Origin of the sequence: Nostoc sp. CMAA1605, assembly GCF_021596505.1 — a bacterium.
In the GTDB taxonomy this organism is placed as follows: domain Bacteria; phylum Cyanobacteriota; class Cyanobacteriia; order Cyanobacteriales; family Nostocaceae; genus Trichormus.
On sequence record NZ_PJIZ01000135.1, the window covers coordinates 1 to 14,282 of the forward strand.

General features: G+C 41.0%; 13 protein-coding genes and 1 pseudogene. 7 read left to right on the plus strand and 7 right to left on the minus strand.

What is annotated here, in order from left to right; all coding sequences use genetic code 11:
• Both CV014_RS27760 and CV014_RS27765 read right to left on the minus strand, forming a co-directional pair.
• A pseudogene (locus CV014_RS27760) lies at positions 1-1,109 on the minus strand (amino acid transporter); the annotation flags it as partial.
• 779 nt (positions 1,110-1,888) lie between these two features.
• Positions 1,889-3,295: a glycosyltransferase gene (locus CV014_RS27765; RefSeq protein WP_236144968.1), complete on the minus strand. Its 1,407-nt coding sequence runs from the start codon at positions 3,293-3,295 to the stop codon at positions 1,889-1,891.
• 629 nt (positions 3,296-3,924) lie between these two features.
• Between CV014_RS27765 and ebsA the strand changes: the two genes are divergently transcribed.
• The 5 genes from ebsA (at position 3,925) to CV014_RS27790 (ending at position 7,682) form a co-directional block, all read left to right on the plus strand.
• Positions 3,925-4,302, plus strand: a complete 378-nt coding sequence (gene ebsA / locus CV014_RS27770) for a type IV pilus biogenesis protein EbsA (RefSeq protein WP_103139419.1) — start codon at positions 3,925-3,927, stop codon at positions 4,300-4,302.
• 404 nt (positions 4,303-4,706) lie between these two features.
• Entirely contained in the window at positions 4,707-5,795 is a 1,089-nt protein-coding gene (locus CV014_RS27775; protein ID WP_236144969.1) for a phosphotransacetylase family protein, read from the plus strand.
• Positions 5,796-6,059: 264 nt separating this feature from the next.
• Positions 6,060-6,563 carry a DNA recombination-mediator protein A gene (locus CV014_RS27780; RefSeq protein ID WP_103139421.1) on the plus strand — a complete coding sequence of 168 codons (504 nt, stop codon included), beginning with the start codon at positions 6,060-6,062 and terminating at the stop codon, positions 6,561-6,563.
• A 75-nt stretch (positions 6,564-6,638) separates the two neighbouring features.
• The gene (locus CV014_RS27785; protein WP_236144970.1) at positions 6,639-7,034 is read left to right on the plus strand and encodes an MAPEG family protein; all 396 of its coding nucleotides are present in this window, start codon (positions 6,639-6,641) and stop codon (positions 7,032-7,034) included.
• 156 nt (positions 7,035-7,190) lie between these two features.
• The gene (locus CV014_RS27790) at positions 7,191-7,682 is read left to right on the plus strand and encodes a YajQ family cyclic di-GMP-binding protein (RefSeq protein ID WP_236144971.1); all 492 of its coding nucleotides are present in this window, start codon (positions 7,191-7,193) and stop codon (positions 7,680-7,682) included.
• 111 nt (positions 7,683-7,793) lie between these two features.
• On the opposite strand, the gene CV014_RS27795 is transcribed toward CV014_RS27790, so the two are convergent.
• The 3 genes from CV014_RS27795 to CV014_RS27805 form a co-directional block, all read right to left on the minus strand.
• Positions 7,794-8,354, minus strand: a complete 561-nt coding sequence (locus CV014_RS27795) for a glutathione S-transferase family protein (protein WP_236144972.1) — start codon at positions 8,352-8,354, stop codon at positions 7,794-7,796.
• Positions 8,355-8,366: 12 nt separating this feature from the next.
• Positions 8,367-8,819, minus strand: a complete 453-nt coding sequence (locus CV014_RS27800; protein ID WP_236144973.1) for a hypothetical protein — start codon at positions 8,817-8,819, stop codon at positions 8,367-8,369.
• 177 nt (positions 8,820-8,996) lie between these two features.
• Positions 8,997-9,770, minus strand: coding sequence for a hypothetical protein (locus tag CV014_RS27805; protein ID WP_236144974.1), 774 nt, complete (start codon positions 9,768-9,770; stop codon positions 8,997-8,999).
• Between the two features lie 435 nt (positions 9,771-10,205).
• On the opposite strand from CV014_RS27805, the gene CV014_RS27810 reads away from it, so the two are divergent.
• Positions 10,206-10,916 (plus strand): tetratricopeptide repeat protein, encoded by a 711-nt coding sequence (locus CV014_RS27810; RefSeq protein ID WP_236144975.1) that lies wholly within the window; start codon positions 10,206-10,208, stop codon positions 10,914-10,916.
• A gap of 801 nt (positions 10,917-11,717) precedes the next feature.
• Here CV014_RS27810 and CV014_RS27815 read toward each other — a convergent pair.
• Together CV014_RS27815 and psaM are read right to left on the minus strand one after the other, a co-directional pair.
• On the minus strand, positions 11,718-12,131 hold the full coding sequence (locus tag CV014_RS27815) for a hypothetical protein (RefSeq protein ID WP_236144976.1): 414 nt from the start codon (positions 12,129-12,131) through the stop codon (positions 11,718-11,720).
• Between the two features lie 724 nt (positions 12,132-12,855).
• Positions 12,856-12,951, minus strand: coding sequence for a photosystem I reaction center subunit XII (gene psaM / locus CV014_RS27820; protein WP_236144977.1), 96 nt, complete (start codon positions 12,949-12,951; stop codon positions 12,856-12,858).
• Positions 12,952-13,110: 159 nt separating this feature from the next.
• Between psaM and CV014_RS27825 the strand changes: the two genes are divergently transcribed.
• Positions 13,111-14,282, plus strand: a 1,172-nt coding sequence (locus CV014_RS27825; protein ID WP_236144978.1) for an FGGY-family carbohydrate kinase, incomplete at its 3' end; no start/stop codon positions are given.

Here is a 14,282-nt window from a genome sequence, read left to right on the forward strand (position 1 = left end):
GCCATCCCATAACGTGGTAAATAGCGAGGCACAATATTCAGCAGTCCTGCCATTGCCGACGCACCAGCAAACCACAATATAGAAATTGTACTCAGATCATAAAGTGTACCGAAACCGTTACCTAGATACTGATGTGCCAAATATGCCAAAGCACGTCCGTTCGCCTTACCTCCTGTTTGAAATTCTGCGGCTGGAATTAAAACAGTCGTGATAAAACTGCTGGTAATTAAAAAGAAGCTCATAATTAAAGCAGCAGTAGTTAGCAGTTTGCGTGTATTCCGAACACGCCCCCTGGGGAAATAGGGATCATCGCTGCTTTGGCCTTTAACAAGGGGCATCACTGCAACACCAGTTTCAAAGCCTGATAATCCTAGTGCTAGCTTCGGAAATAGTAGAACAGCTACGCCAAGCATGACTACAAAATTGGGATGGCGCGCAAAAAGTGCTGTTTGCCAATTAGTAATGACAGATGGATTAATGACAATCTGATACAGACCAACACCAATTACAATCAAGTTTAATAGCAGATAAACTCCCACCAAAAATACTGCTATTCCAACTGCTTCTTTGAAGCCTCTGAGGAAAACTACGGCTAATAGTGCGACCAATATCAGGGTTATGCCTATTTGCTGATTGTGTAGCCACATTGGGGCGAGAGGATTTTCGACGATATGAGCCGTAGCATCGGCAGCTGACAGGGTAATAGTGATGATGAAATCGGTAGCGACAAAGCCCAGTAAGCACAACACAAATAATTTACCTTGCCACCATGAAAGCAAATGCTCAAGCATGGCAATTGAGCCTTCCCCGTGGGGGCTTTTAGCAGCAACATAGCGATAAATCGGTAATGCGCCAAACAGTGTCAACAAGACTAAAATCAAGGTGGCGATGGGAGAAAGAACACCTGCGGCTAATGCTGCAATACCAGGTTGATAGCCAAGGGTAGAAAAATAATCGACACCCGTTAGGCACATCACTTGCCACCAGGGATGCTGGCGATGTATTTCTTCCTTATCGTGTGATCTGTCTTTTTCTTGTCGGTCTTCTTCCAGCAACCAGCGCATCAACTTTCTGCTGATTGTTGGTGTTGGAACAGTTGGTTTAACCATCAAACACTACTCCTGCTCTATAGCTTACGATACCACCCTGCATTACATCGCAGTCAGCCTCTTGAGAAATGCCTTCACACTTTTGCGTTTGTGTCTAGGGTAAGGGTAAAAGCCTTTTCATCGCTTATTGCTGCACACTTTCTTCAATGTCGCCATCAATCTTTTTTGCTAGCGTTGAGCAACTCAAAACTAAAATCCAATCACCAAAAGCAAAAATAGCTAACTGCTAGTTTTAAACTCACCAAGCAATTAGCTATTAATTATAGTTAGCAATTGATTTATTCCTAACCGAGTGCTTCTGCACTACCAACAAACTCAAATAGTTTTCGAGTAATTGCAGATGGGCTGGCTTTTTCTGGATTCCATTCCAACTGCGTTAAATAATTAAGAAACTGGGATAAATTCAGATTGGGAGTGAAGCGATCGCCACCAATCCCAACTGAGCATAAGGGAGATTAATCTAACATTTTCCGAATATCCTTCAACATTAAAAATAGATGTCAAGGATCTGACTGTTCACGGGATCTGGAAAACCCCTCTCCAAAACTCTCCCCTACAAATGTAAAGACATTTCATGAAACGTCTCTACATATTCCCCCTTCCCTAGTAGGGAAGTAGCAAAACAAAGCATCTAAAATAAGCATGGGACAGGTTGCTGAATTTAACGCTATTTTCAGCTTAATACCTGTCCCTTTTATGATTCTGAACTCAGGTTAAAAAAAATTAAAAAATACAAAACCCAAAAATTTTGATTGGGAATTGTGCATTTTATACAGGATTTAATGACTAGAGCCTGTATGGACTGTTTTCACCCACTTCAGCCGTTTTGGTCTAACTGACATTCGGGCTGTGGTACTGCTCATTACGACTAACCAGTGCAGCATATACAAAGTACCGCGCACAGTTTGAAGTAGTAATACAAAGGGGGTGTAAACAGTGAATTTTTGCTCTTGGCGTATCCTTCTCAAGCCTGCATACATACCCACAACCGACATTGTGATGGACAAGCTAGTCACGGGGCTTAAAATTGGCAGGCGATGACGATAAACTGACATCAACAGATCAGGGATAGCAGCTGTGGGTAGGATGTACATGGTGAGCATAAACATGAGCATATCCCAAGTTTTGCGCGCGCCCATGCGATTTTTGAGGATTAAATCCCAGTAATCCAAAAATCGTTGATAACCACCCTCAGCCCAACGGTTACGCTGATGCCAAAGTGCCATTGCATTGGTGACACCTTCTTCCTGTACGGCTGGGAAGAATACACACTCAATATCCCAGTTATCTAAATGCAGGCGGAAAGTCATATCTAAGTCATCGGTGATGGTTTCTTCATTCCATCCTCCGAAGCTCTCTAAGGCTGTGCGGCGCACAAACTGACCGTTACCGCGTAATTCACCAATACCACCTATGGCAGTGCGTTGTTGCTGGAACCAAGTATCCAAAGCCATTTCGGACATTTGCCCCTTTGTCCAGAAATTCTCTTTGGCATTGGCGATCGCTTTTCGCACCTGCACCGCCCCTACCTTGTCACGTTGGAACAAAGGTACTACTTGCATTAATAAGTCTGACGCTACTTGAGCATCAGCATCAAAGACAGCAATAATTTCGCCTTTTGTCAAGGGCAAAACTTGATTAAGCGCACCTGACTTACCACCCACCGCTTGAGCAGAACGTCTGAGTACCTTGAGATTGTCGTACTCCTGGGATAATTCTGCTAAAATTTGGGGGGTTTTATCGGTGCTATGGTCGTCAACTATCCAAACTTCGTATTGCCCTTTGGGGTATTCCAGATTACAAAGATTTTTGACTAATTTACCAATTACAGCTTCCTCGTTTTTTGCTGCTACCAACAGAGAAATCAAAGGTAATTCACCCTGCATTTCCTTTTGATAGTGACGGGGTTGAGCAAACCAAATGATTAAAGCATGAATACCGAAAATGGCAGTCAAACTTAGCACAAAGAGAGAACCCCAGGAAGCTAAATGTAAGGCGATCGTACCGCTCCAGACTATGGTTAAGATGAGAGCTGCTTTACCTCTACGCCCTTGAAACCGGGATGGTAAAGACAAATCCCGCGTTTCTACCACTGACTCCTCAGTTACTGATAGGTCAGACAACAAGGAGTTGAGTGGATCAAGTTCTTTGTAGGAATCGTTGTCGGGCCAGGAATTTGCTGGCATAAGTTACTTGATTCAAAAACCAGTATTTGTCTACACCTGAAAAGAAGCTGGGAATCAGATCACGCCAAACTGTATGAGCCAACTTTGTCTGTGTTTAGCCATATCAGAAAAACCTAAGTATAAAAACTTACTTTTCCCTAGAAAATATGCAAGCTGTTCCACGATCGGAACTAGAAATAGGACTAAATGAGAACAAAGCAGCAACAGCTTATTGTTGGTAGAAATTGCAATAACAGCGTTTACCACCTAATGGCAGTAATTTGTAGCGTTATTGCGCCCAGCTTCCCTAAAAGCTAATGCAGCCCTATTGTAACTGAGATTTTAATATTTCTTAGCAGTAACTTTTGCAGTGACTATCATGGGGGGTTGGGGGTTGGGGACTGGGGACTGGGGATTGGAGACTGGGAAGGGGACAAGGTAGACAAGGTAGAATTTTCCCAGCACCGGCTAAACGCTTTGCTACCACTAACACCACTCATTACTCATTACTCATTATTCATTACTCAGCACTCAGCACTCATTACTCATCACTCCCCACTCCCTGTGTACATGAGCAATTTTTTGGGAATACTTCATGGAGAACTACTAAATATCCTTGGTTGTCAACTACTGTTGAGGAATATTCAACAATGTCTATTGAGCAACTCCAGCCGGCTAATGCCCAACAAGCTAATGTCTACTTGCCTTACATTCAGGGTGCAGCGAAGCGTAATTTTTTACCTTATGCTATTAGTCTCTACCAAAAGGGCATTTTGGAAGGACACCGGAAAATAGAATCTGGTGATAATGTTCCTTTTGTCGCTTCTTGGAATGTGGCTACTCTACCCTCTGATCTCACCCGTTGCCGAATGCAATTTGATGGTAATTCTGAGTTAAGCTATGAAGTCATGATGGCTAGCTTTGAATTTATTAGTTTTTTAATTGAACTTCTAGAGAACTCTAAACGCTACAAAGTAACTGATTTTTCACAATCTTTTTACCGCAAATTACTACGTATTGATGAATAATTCAGTTGATTAAAATTTGTGGGTTGTCAGGGGAAGTAAACTTTGGAGTAGCCTGACAACCTTGTTTTTTGCTTTGATACCCTGGTACGAAAATCTTGATAAAACTCACTTTCGCTGGTGTCCCTGCTTTCCTAGAATATTATCCTCATAGTGAGAAGGTATGAGTATGAGTATCACAACAATCTTCAGTTCAGATTGAAAATTAAGACTATGTCTGAATCGGGACTAAAAATTTACTGAGATCATAGTAAAAATATATAAATATAAAAGCAAAAAAATTTACTTTCAGAAAAAACTTTTAGATAAATTAAATTTGTTCATAGGCTAATGATTCTGCCAGAACCAATTAAAATTAATAAACACCTGGCTGGGTTTTACTTCCTTTTGAAATTAGGAGTGCATGTGTGCCGAAATCTGCTAAATATTTGCTGATTGGCTCAACTGAAACTTACAGTGGTAAGTCGGCAACAGTCCTGGGTTTATCTCATCAGTTACAGAAAAAAGGCTTGGATATTGCCTACGGTAAGCCCTTGGGCAATTGTTTGAGTACATCTGATGGTACTGTGATTGACGAAGATGTCCAGTTTATTACTCTTAGTCTCAATCTCTCAGCGAACCGAATTGTGCCGACAATGCTGGCCTTAGATGAAACCAGTGTGCAGAAACGTTTACGCGGTGAGGACAAAACTGATTATCGTCAGTCTTTGGTGGAGCAGTATTTACAAGTGCCTAGAGGGGATTTAGTGCTGCTAGAAGCTCCAGGGGATTTGACAGAGGGTTATTTGTTTGATTTATCTTTGCTGCAAGTGGCAGAGGTTTTAGATGCGGCTGTTCTCTTGGTGAGTCGCTACGATTCTTTGCTGTCTGTAGAGTCGATATTGTCTGCTAGAGAGCGTGTAGGCGATCGCTTGCTTGGGGTTGTGATCAATGATGTTCCTACTGTCCATTTAGAAACCGTCAGCAATTCTGTGCGCCCATTTTTAGAACAGCAGGGTATACCTGTGATGGCTGTGCTACCGAAAAACGATTTACTCCGCAGTGTCAGCGTTGGGGAATTAGTCAAACAACTCAAGGCTGAAGTTCTGTGTCGTAGCGATCGCTTGGATTTAATGGTGGAGAGTTTAGCGATTGGGGCGATGAATGTGAATGCGGCTGTGAAATATTTCCGCAAGCGGCGAAATATGGCAGTAGTCACAGGAGGCGATCGTGTAGAAATTCAACAGGCGGCTTTAGAAACTTCCACTCAATGTCTCATTCTCACAGGACAACTACCACCACCACAATTTATTCTTAGTCGCGCTGAAGAATTAGAAATTCCGATTTTGTCAGTTGACTTAGATACCCTCACCACTGTAGAAATCGTTGACCGCACTTTTGGTCAAGTCCGTGTCCACGAACCAATTAAAGTAGAGTGCATTCGTCAGTTAATGTCGGAAAATTTTGATGTTAACCGTCTGCTGTCTAAGTTAGGCTTAACCCCAGTGACAGTCTGAATCTGAGACGATTTCGTCAACTACCAAAGCTCATAGAGTCGTACAACCGTGCGGCTCTAGTTTTGTTTCACGGTCAGAAATCAGGACTATTCCCATAACCCGATGAGTGTAAAAATCATCACTTTGAAAATTGATTTTTGACGTATGGGTTCAAAATCAAAAGCATAAGTTAAAAAAACTTAGCAGGATATGACTCAAGTTCACTTCCGACTTGCCCAGTGTTTGGTAAAATATCTGGGTTGTTTAATCTGATTATCTCCGTCTTTGAGCCAGTCAATAGACCTCATTAACCTCGATACGTTAGCGCAAGAACTAGCGACAATCCAGCAAACAGGTTCTAAAAGAATTGCCTTGCTGGGGTCGCGTCATGTGCCGATCACGCATCAGAATCTTATAGAAATGATGACTTATGCCTTAGTTTTATCAGGTAATAGAGTCATTACATCCGGGGCTACGGGTACGAATTCAGCTGCAATTAAGGGAGCCATGCGAGCTGATCCGAATTTGCTGACAGTAATTCTGCCCCAAAGCTTAGAACGCCAGCCCTATGAATCGCGTCAGCAATTAGAGCAGGTTATGCACTTGGTAGAAAATCCAGGAAATGATAACTTGTCTTTGGCTGAGGCTAGCTACATCTGTAACAAAGAGATTGTCTCTCGTTGTCAGCAGCTGATTTGCTTTGCATTTCATGACAGTCGCACCCTACTTCAAACTTGTGGGGAAGCGGAAGAACAAAGAAAAGTGGTAACACTTTTCTACTTTGATTAGTCAACAGCCAAAAGTTAACAGTCAAGCTAATCGTTGACGATGAGCAAGCGGCTAATGACTATGGAGTAGAAGATAATGATAATTTTTTTGTATGCGATCGCCGCAGCTGCGGTGCTAATTTACGTGCCATTTTTAGTGGTAGGGTATGCGCGTGTGCAAGTGGGGTATGACGTTTCTGCCCCACGAGCCATGTTTGATAAATTACCACCATACGCTCAACGGGCTACCTGGGCGCATCAAAATTCCTTTGAAACGTTCATGGTGTTCCTGGCTGCGGCACTAATGGCTTATGTTACTGGTGTAAATTCTGTTACAGCCACATGGGCTGCGATCGCTTATGTAGTAGCTCGGTTGCTGTACTCAATATTTTATATTTTGAATATACCGTTATTGCGATCGCTCATGTTTGGCATTGGCTCTCTTAGCTGTGCTACTCTCTTTGTTCTGAGTATCATTCAAGCTAGGGGTTAAATTCGGAGATTGGGCATTGGGCATTGGGCATTGGGCATTGTATAAACAGGGCATCAAATAATTAATAGTTTTTCCCAATTCCCGATTCCCGATTCCCAATTCCCGATCCCCAGTCCCCAATCCCCAGTCCCAACATTTAAAGTCCAACATTACTTTATGGCTGCTACTTACTCCTTTGACATTGTGAGTGATTTTGATCGACAAGAATTGGTGAATGCTGTTGATCAAGTCGTCCGAGACCTCAAAAGTCGTTATGACCTCAAAGACACCCAAACTACCGTAGAGTTGGGTGAAACAACCATTACTATTGGCACTGACAGCGAATTTACCCTAGAGTCTGTTCACAACATTTTGCGAGAAAAAGCTGCCAAGCGGAATCTTTCCCAAAAAATCTTTGATTTTGGCAAAGTTGAGTCAGCTAGTGGTAATCGTGTTCGTCAAGAAATCACTCTCAAAAAAGGAATCAGTCAGGATATTGCCAAACAAATATCCAAACTGATTCGTGACGAATTTAAAAAAGTCCAAGCTTCTATTCAGGGTGATGCTGTGCGCGTATCTGCTAAAGCCAAAGATGATTTGCAAACCGTCATCCAAAGGTTAAAGCAAGAAGACTATCCTGTGGCTTTGCAGTTTACGAATTATAGATAAAAGGGTGTAAGGGTGTAAGGGTAAATAATTTATCTTCATTCTTTCCCCTATACCCCTACACCCCTATACCCCTACACCCCTATACCCCCATACCCCTATACCCCTACACCCCTAAGAAGACCTACCAGCGATCGCCTTTTGATATGCTGGTCTTTCTACCATGCGCTGAATATATTGCTCAACTGCGGGATAAGCACTCAAATCAAGTTTGAGCATTAAGGGAATGTAAGCCAATATAGAACCCACCGCTACATCAGCAACGCCAAATTCCTCTCCTAGTAAGAAAGATTGCTTGCTAAAGATTTCATTGAGGGGAGTTAATAAACGTGGTGTTTCCCGTTCGCGAGTTGCTTCTACAAAAATACCAGTACCTAAAGTAGCATTTGCAAAGAGTACCCATTGAGAAATGATCGCGCGTTCCTCTGGTGAAGCTGGGAATTTGCCATACTTTTCAGCCAAATATAGCAAAATCGCGCCTGATTCCCATAGTTGAAAGTCGCCATCAACAATGGCTGGGACTTTCCCAATAGGGTTAACTTTCAAGAATTCTGGCTGGCGATGTTCTCCCCCCTGCATATCCAGCAGGACAAACTCATAGGGAACTCCCAGTTCTTCTAAATACCATTGCACGATCGCAGCGCGACTGCGTGCGCCACCATACAGTTTCAACATAACTACCTGAGACTAAAGGACTTTGTGGGTGTGAGAATGCTGTTTCACATTATCGTCTTTTGTAACTAATCTAGTAGCATTCAGTACCCGCTTGCGCTCCAGGGAATATTGTAAATCAGTATAGGTTGTACCAATTGGTATTAAAGCTTGCGCGCTTTCTTTGCGTTTATAGGTGCGAGCCGATGCAAATACCCGTGACACAAATTCATCAGCAAATTGTGCCGATTCAGGAAACCCTGCTGGTAAAATTGGCTGTTCGCCGTTGACTACTGCACCCAGGTTAGTTGCACAAGCAAATTTATAGGAAGTGGGAATACCTTTTAAAAGCGTTTCTAAAGCAGCCGAGGGAATTGGTTCTAGGACTTCGACTTGGTGAATTTCCCCATCCGACTTGATGAAGCAGGTTGCAAGACCAATAACAATATAATCGTCAGCCACTAAATCAGGTGCATTTTGGTAAGTCACGTTGCTGCGCTCCAAATTCAAAATTCAACTATGCCCATAAATAAATTTAGGTGGCTTCAGTCATTTTCTTGTTCAGTTATGAGAAATATTTACATTATGCTGGTATTGAAGTTGTTACTAGGATAAGACAACTCAAACAAACGTCAACTAGCGATCGCATGATATTTTCCTCTAATATTATGGAGATGGTAAAGACGCAGTACAACCAGCAGCACGTAACTTTTGCTTAGTAGATGTGTTGAAATACCACATATTAGGTTTATATGGGTTGATTAGAAAATATTTTTTGTCAGTAGATGTAATAAAATCTACAAAATTTTCATTGTTTTGATGTAACGTCAATGTTTTGTTACCGATTTTAAGATTGTTGCCAGAAATAATCCCAATTTTTACATATTGAGACTTTTCAGATATACCAATTACACAAACTTGATTGCGTACACGAGCAGGCCAAATAGCAATAGTAATTTCTGGAGTATCTGGCCAATCTTGATTGATCCAATATCCTAAAAAATCTACTTTATCATTACTTTTAGACCAAGCTTGTCGAAAAGAGTTTAATTCGCGGATTCTTCTGTTATCCGAACCTTCTAGATAATTCCGCAGTTGAGTGGCAATATTGCGGGGAACGCCTTTGTTCACTAAGCAATTAACATCCGAACAATTACCTTGTCTACGTCCACCATCGACAATATTCCATTTGCCGTTTTTACGTTTAAATGTGACATCTCCACCATTTTGTCCAAAAAAATAACGCACAGTCGCATAGTTATTAACAATCAATACATCCCCAACTGCACCCCAATTTCTGACTACATTGAGAATAGCAGTAGCATCATCAGCAGCAGCTACACGCAAGGGTGTGGAAGTAAACTGTGCAGAAACAGATGAAATACTAGCTATCAAAAATCCTAAAAACGCTGCATTTATTAGTGATAGAGAAACCTTCATGAGCTTGACTCTGAATTTTAGTATTAATCATGCCAAGTATTTTGCATATTTAAAAACATATATCTTCAGTATTAATCCTTAAAAGAAAGTAAGTACATTGCTGACTGCAATAGAATTTTTTAAACTAAACTGTTTAGTTTAAAAGAATTAAGAGCATCCAGAAATGATAATTATACTTACTCTCCAACTTTGAGAATCTTTACAAAGATTAATATTCTGATGTTTCTGGAATTTAACTTGGGGAAGAAGTATCCATAACTTGGTTAGAGCATTAATTGTCTGTATAAAGTGTATTTTCTACTAGTTGCAATTCCTGAAATCTAATTTAGTTACTGTAAATAAGTAATCATAGACACCTGCACAAGTGACACAAAAGCACAACCACCGCGACAGTAAAAACTCTAACTTGACTTCAAGGAGCATTGAGGCGAACTCATGAACAGTAAATCATTCTTAGCTTCTGGTGAACAGCACAATAACCGTTGTCAATTTGTAACCAATAACACATTTTTAAACAAAGAACTCGGAGCTAACGGTGACAGTTACTTACGTTCTTGCGCTTTGAGGTCAGCTCAACAAGGGAATTATACTGAAGCGATCGCTCTGTTAACTGAATTAATCGAACGCCATCCCCAAAACGCTGTAGACTACAACAATCGGGGTTTGGTGTACTTCCAAAGTGGTAAACTGAACAAAGCATTATCTGACTACAACAAGGCACTGCAATTAAATCCGCACTTAGCGAGTGCTTATAATAATCGCGCCAATTACTACGCTGCTTGTGGTGAATTAACAGCTGCATTGGCTGATTATGATTGTGCGATTGATTTTAACCCAGGTCATGTCAGAGCTTGGATTAACCGGGGTATTACTTTAAGAGATTTGGGACAATACGACCAAGCAATTGAGAATTTTGACAATGCACTGCTATTTGGTCAACTAGAAGGTCATATTTGGGCGGAACGGGGTAGAACCTATCATATCTGGGGTGAGTGGAATTGTGCGATCGCAGATTATCGCCGCGCCTTGACTAAATTACCCACCCCAGATGTAAAAACAGATGTTCCTGGCTATCGTTTACGATTACAGGTTGAAAGTTGGCTACATGAATTATTGCCTACACGTCATGATGCAGACATCGCATAGTTAACACCAACTGCACACTCAATTAAAATATTACCGCATACCAATTTTGGATTTTGGATTTTGGATTTTGGATTAATACCAATTATCCAAAATTAAGTAATAGATGCAAAGCTTAAAACCAAGATGGTATCTGACTTTCTTAATTGCGTAAAACCTGCGGCATAGCTGTGCTTAGAGCGTAGCGGGACGTTAGTCCGTTGCGGATTGGTATAAAAGCCTATTTCAGAATGTAGAAACAATACTACTTATGTCAATTTGGTATGATTATCGAAATTGTGCCACATTCCAGTCATTGAGTAGGACTTACTAATTTCAATTAGGCAATATTTTTCACAATCTTGCCATTCTTAAAATGATATATTGCGTGGATTGGCAGCTTTTTAGAGGCGGGTTCAGCAATATCATCATTAATTGTTGATCATATTTGACTAACCCGCTCTTACCGAGTCTTATTAGCTCCAAGTATCAACTATTTTTTGGATATAGAAGGTTTTCCTAACTCACATCAGGCGTATTTTGAATTTTGAATTGATATCATCGTCCTTGTCCCATAGCACAAAGGTTAAATTGATTGACTGAGAAACATCTAAGCAGGTTAAGAAATAATAATAAAGATAAATTTAAATCAGCTATAAAACTTTAATCATTAACTGTAAATAATTTGCACCCAGGTTGATTATTACTTAACAAACACTGCTACTGGCGATGTCTTCTCTGAGGGAAATGCTAGGGTGTAGCTTGATTCTTTCAAGGAATACGGCGAATTTAATTAACACCATCATCCCCATCACCAATGTTTGTTTAGGGTGAAGACTCGGAAAGGTCTATTTGCTGTCCGTATTGGTTGGTTAAAATCACAGGACGTTGATTAGGTTCAAACTTATATGTTTGCTGCTGCATGACACGTTTAGCTTGACGTGGATCAAAATTCCGGTTGAGTTCGTCCTGCAATTTACTAACACGCTTTTCTAATTGCTTGACTTCTGTACTAACTTCTCTTAGCTTGCCTTGGTGTGACAAATTGTAAGGCACAAGTTTTACTAAAGCAGATATTGCTGCTGTGGAAATAGCGACATTGACAATTACTTTTGCTGTTACTTCTACGGCCATTACCTTGTAAGAACGTTGACGGAGATGGCGTTTTGGACGAGGAATTACTTGCTGTTTGTGTGTGGGTGTTGGTTGTGGAAGATGAGAAGGTTGAAAAGCGTTCATGATGCCTAAAACTAAAGATTTCCTGATGAATTATGAGTAAGCCATAAAAGCTTATTCGTAATAATTGCGGCTGAGATTAGCTGACATATTACTTCATTTTTGCCAAATTGCTACACGTATTTTCATTGTCAAAAAAACACAAAATACACGTAGGTAGATGATTTGAGTTGATGGTGTTAGTCCACCAGTGTCAAGAAACTGTGTTTGATTTGCCAGGATTATTATTCTTTTAGCAACTAATGTCAATTCCAAACAGCAGTCTCACTTGTAAATCACAAGCTGATGTATGATCTATTTTTTGGTGTTTTTTGGCTTTGACCTGGATTTAGGCACCACCAATCCCATACAAGGTATCAAAAGACTTCTGCTATTGTCAAATTTTTGTCACTAACGATAAATTCAATTTGTCACGTCCGTCATGGAAAATCAAATTTTCTAGTTGATTATTAGTGTAAATAATTAGTGTAAATATTTTCAGTATTTATAACGAAGCCGTTAATTTTGAGTATTATTATATACCAGAATTTTATATTAATGATCGCTTAATTGGCATCAAATAGGGCTAAAGCCCTTACTACAAGCCAGTTAGTCTGGAAAAATAAATGAAGATTAGCGGATTTTCAGCCTGTAACGCTACAGGATAACAACTAATGACTAATGACTATTAACAACCAAGAGTGGAAGCCTGTAAGTCAGACTCCACTCCTAGCTGCTTAGGCTGACATTATTTGTACAGTTCTGTTGCTAACCGCCAAGCCAGTAAGCCTGGAAGTAGTGCCACAACTAGAGCAATGTAAACTTGGCTATCAGAGATAGGCATGATTGTAAACCTCCTGAACATCAAATTGATTTTTAAGAGTCCGTTTACTACTTTTCCTTGTTTTGCCAAAATTATGGAACATCTTGTTGCATCTTGTAACAAAATCCGTGATCAATTCGGTAGTCTGAGTTATTTTTCATTAGAAAAATTTATAAAAGTATGAGTTTTTATCTGGGGATTGACTTTGGTACGTCTGGGGCGAGGGCGGTGGTGATTGATGAGATAGCCCAAATCCAGGCGCAAATGCGATATCCTTGGGCAGCAGGAGCGATCGCTGATGTCATATCATGGCAGAAGGCATTATGGGCATTGCTGGGGCAAATACCGGAAAATTATCGGCAGGAAATCAAAGCGATCGCGATCAACGCCACTTCCTCGACGGTATTATTGTGTGATGATGTTGGCAACCCCATATCTGCACCATTACTCTACAACGATGCACGGGGATCAGTCGTGCTAGAAGAGTTAAAGAAAATCGCACCACCAAACCATACAGTCTTGAGTGCAACTTCTAGCTTGGCTAAATTGTTGTGGATGATGCAGTTACCCAATTTCAACGAGGCGAGATATTTTTTACATCAAGCCGACTGGCTAGCATTTTTGTTGCATGGTCAGTTGGGTAACAGTGATTACCACAATGCTTTAAAGTTGGGTTATGACGTAGAGCAGTTAAAATATCCAGAATGGTTGATTAATCTGGAACTACCGATTCAGTTACCCCATATTTTCGCACCAGGGACTCCCATCGCCGAATTACGTCCTGACATCGCCAATCAGTTTTTCTTACCGCTTGATTGTCTAGTTTGTGCTGGAACTACTGATAGTATTGCAGCCTTCTTAGCCAGTGGTGCAACCTCACCAGGAGAAGCTGTGACTTCCTTGGGTTCTACCTTGGTACTGAAACTTTTAAGTGGCACTCGTGTAGAAGATGCGCGCTATGGAATTTACAGCCATCGGCTAGGTGACTTGTGGTTGACTGGTGGTGCTTCTAACACTGGAGGTGCGGTATTAAGGGAATTTTTTACAGATGCAGAGTTAGAAAATTTGAGTCGTGAAATTAATAGTTCTCAACCTAGCGAGTTAGATTATTATCCCTTATTAAAAGCAGGCGATCGCTTTCCCATTAACGATCCCAATTTACCCCCAAAGCTGACACCACGCCCAGATAACCCCGCAGAATTTCTGCATGGCTTACTAGAGAGCATCGCACGCATAGAAAACCGTGGTTATGAACTATTGCAACAATTAGGCGCAGATAGCCTCAACCGAGTCTACACAGCCGGAGGAGGCGCGAAAAATCCCACTTGGACTGCAATTCGCCAACGCTGTTT

Coding starts and splice junctions, on each gene's coding strand:
- CV014_RS27795 (WP_236144972.1), bottom strand. CDS start 8,354: ATGTTGAAACTGTATGGTGGCGCACGCAGTCGCGCTGCGATCGTGCAA.
- CV014_RS27805 (WP_236144974.1), bottom strand. CDS start 9,770: ATGAAGGTTTCTCTATCACTAATAAATGCAGCGTTTTTAGGATTTTTG.
- CV014_RS27815 (WP_236144976.1), bottom strand. CDS start 12,131: ATGAACGCTTTTCAACCTTCTCATCTTCCACAACCAACACCCACACAC.
- CV014_RS27765 (WP_236144968.1), bottom strand. CDS start 3,295: ATGCCAGCAAATTCCTGGCCCGACAACGATTCCTACAAAGAACTTGAT.
- CV014_RS27810 (WP_236144975.1), top strand. CDS start 10,206: ATGAACAGTAAATCATTCTTAGCTTCTGGTGAACAGCACAATAACCGT.
- CV014_RS27790 (WP_236144971.1), top strand. CDS start 7,191: ATGGCTGCTACTTACTCCTTTGACATTGTGAGTGATTTTGATCGACAA.
- ebsA (WP_103139419.1), top strand. CDS start 3,925: ATGTCTATTGAGCAACTCCAGCCGGCTAATGCCCAACAAGCTAATGTC.
- CV014_RS27785 (WP_236144970.1), top strand. CDS start 6,639: ATGATAATTTTTTTGTATGCGATCGCCGCAGCTGCGGTGCTAATTTAC.
- psaM (WP_236144977.1), bottom strand. CDS start 12,951: ATGCCTATCTCTGATAGCCAAGTTTACATTGCTCTAGTTGTGGCACTA.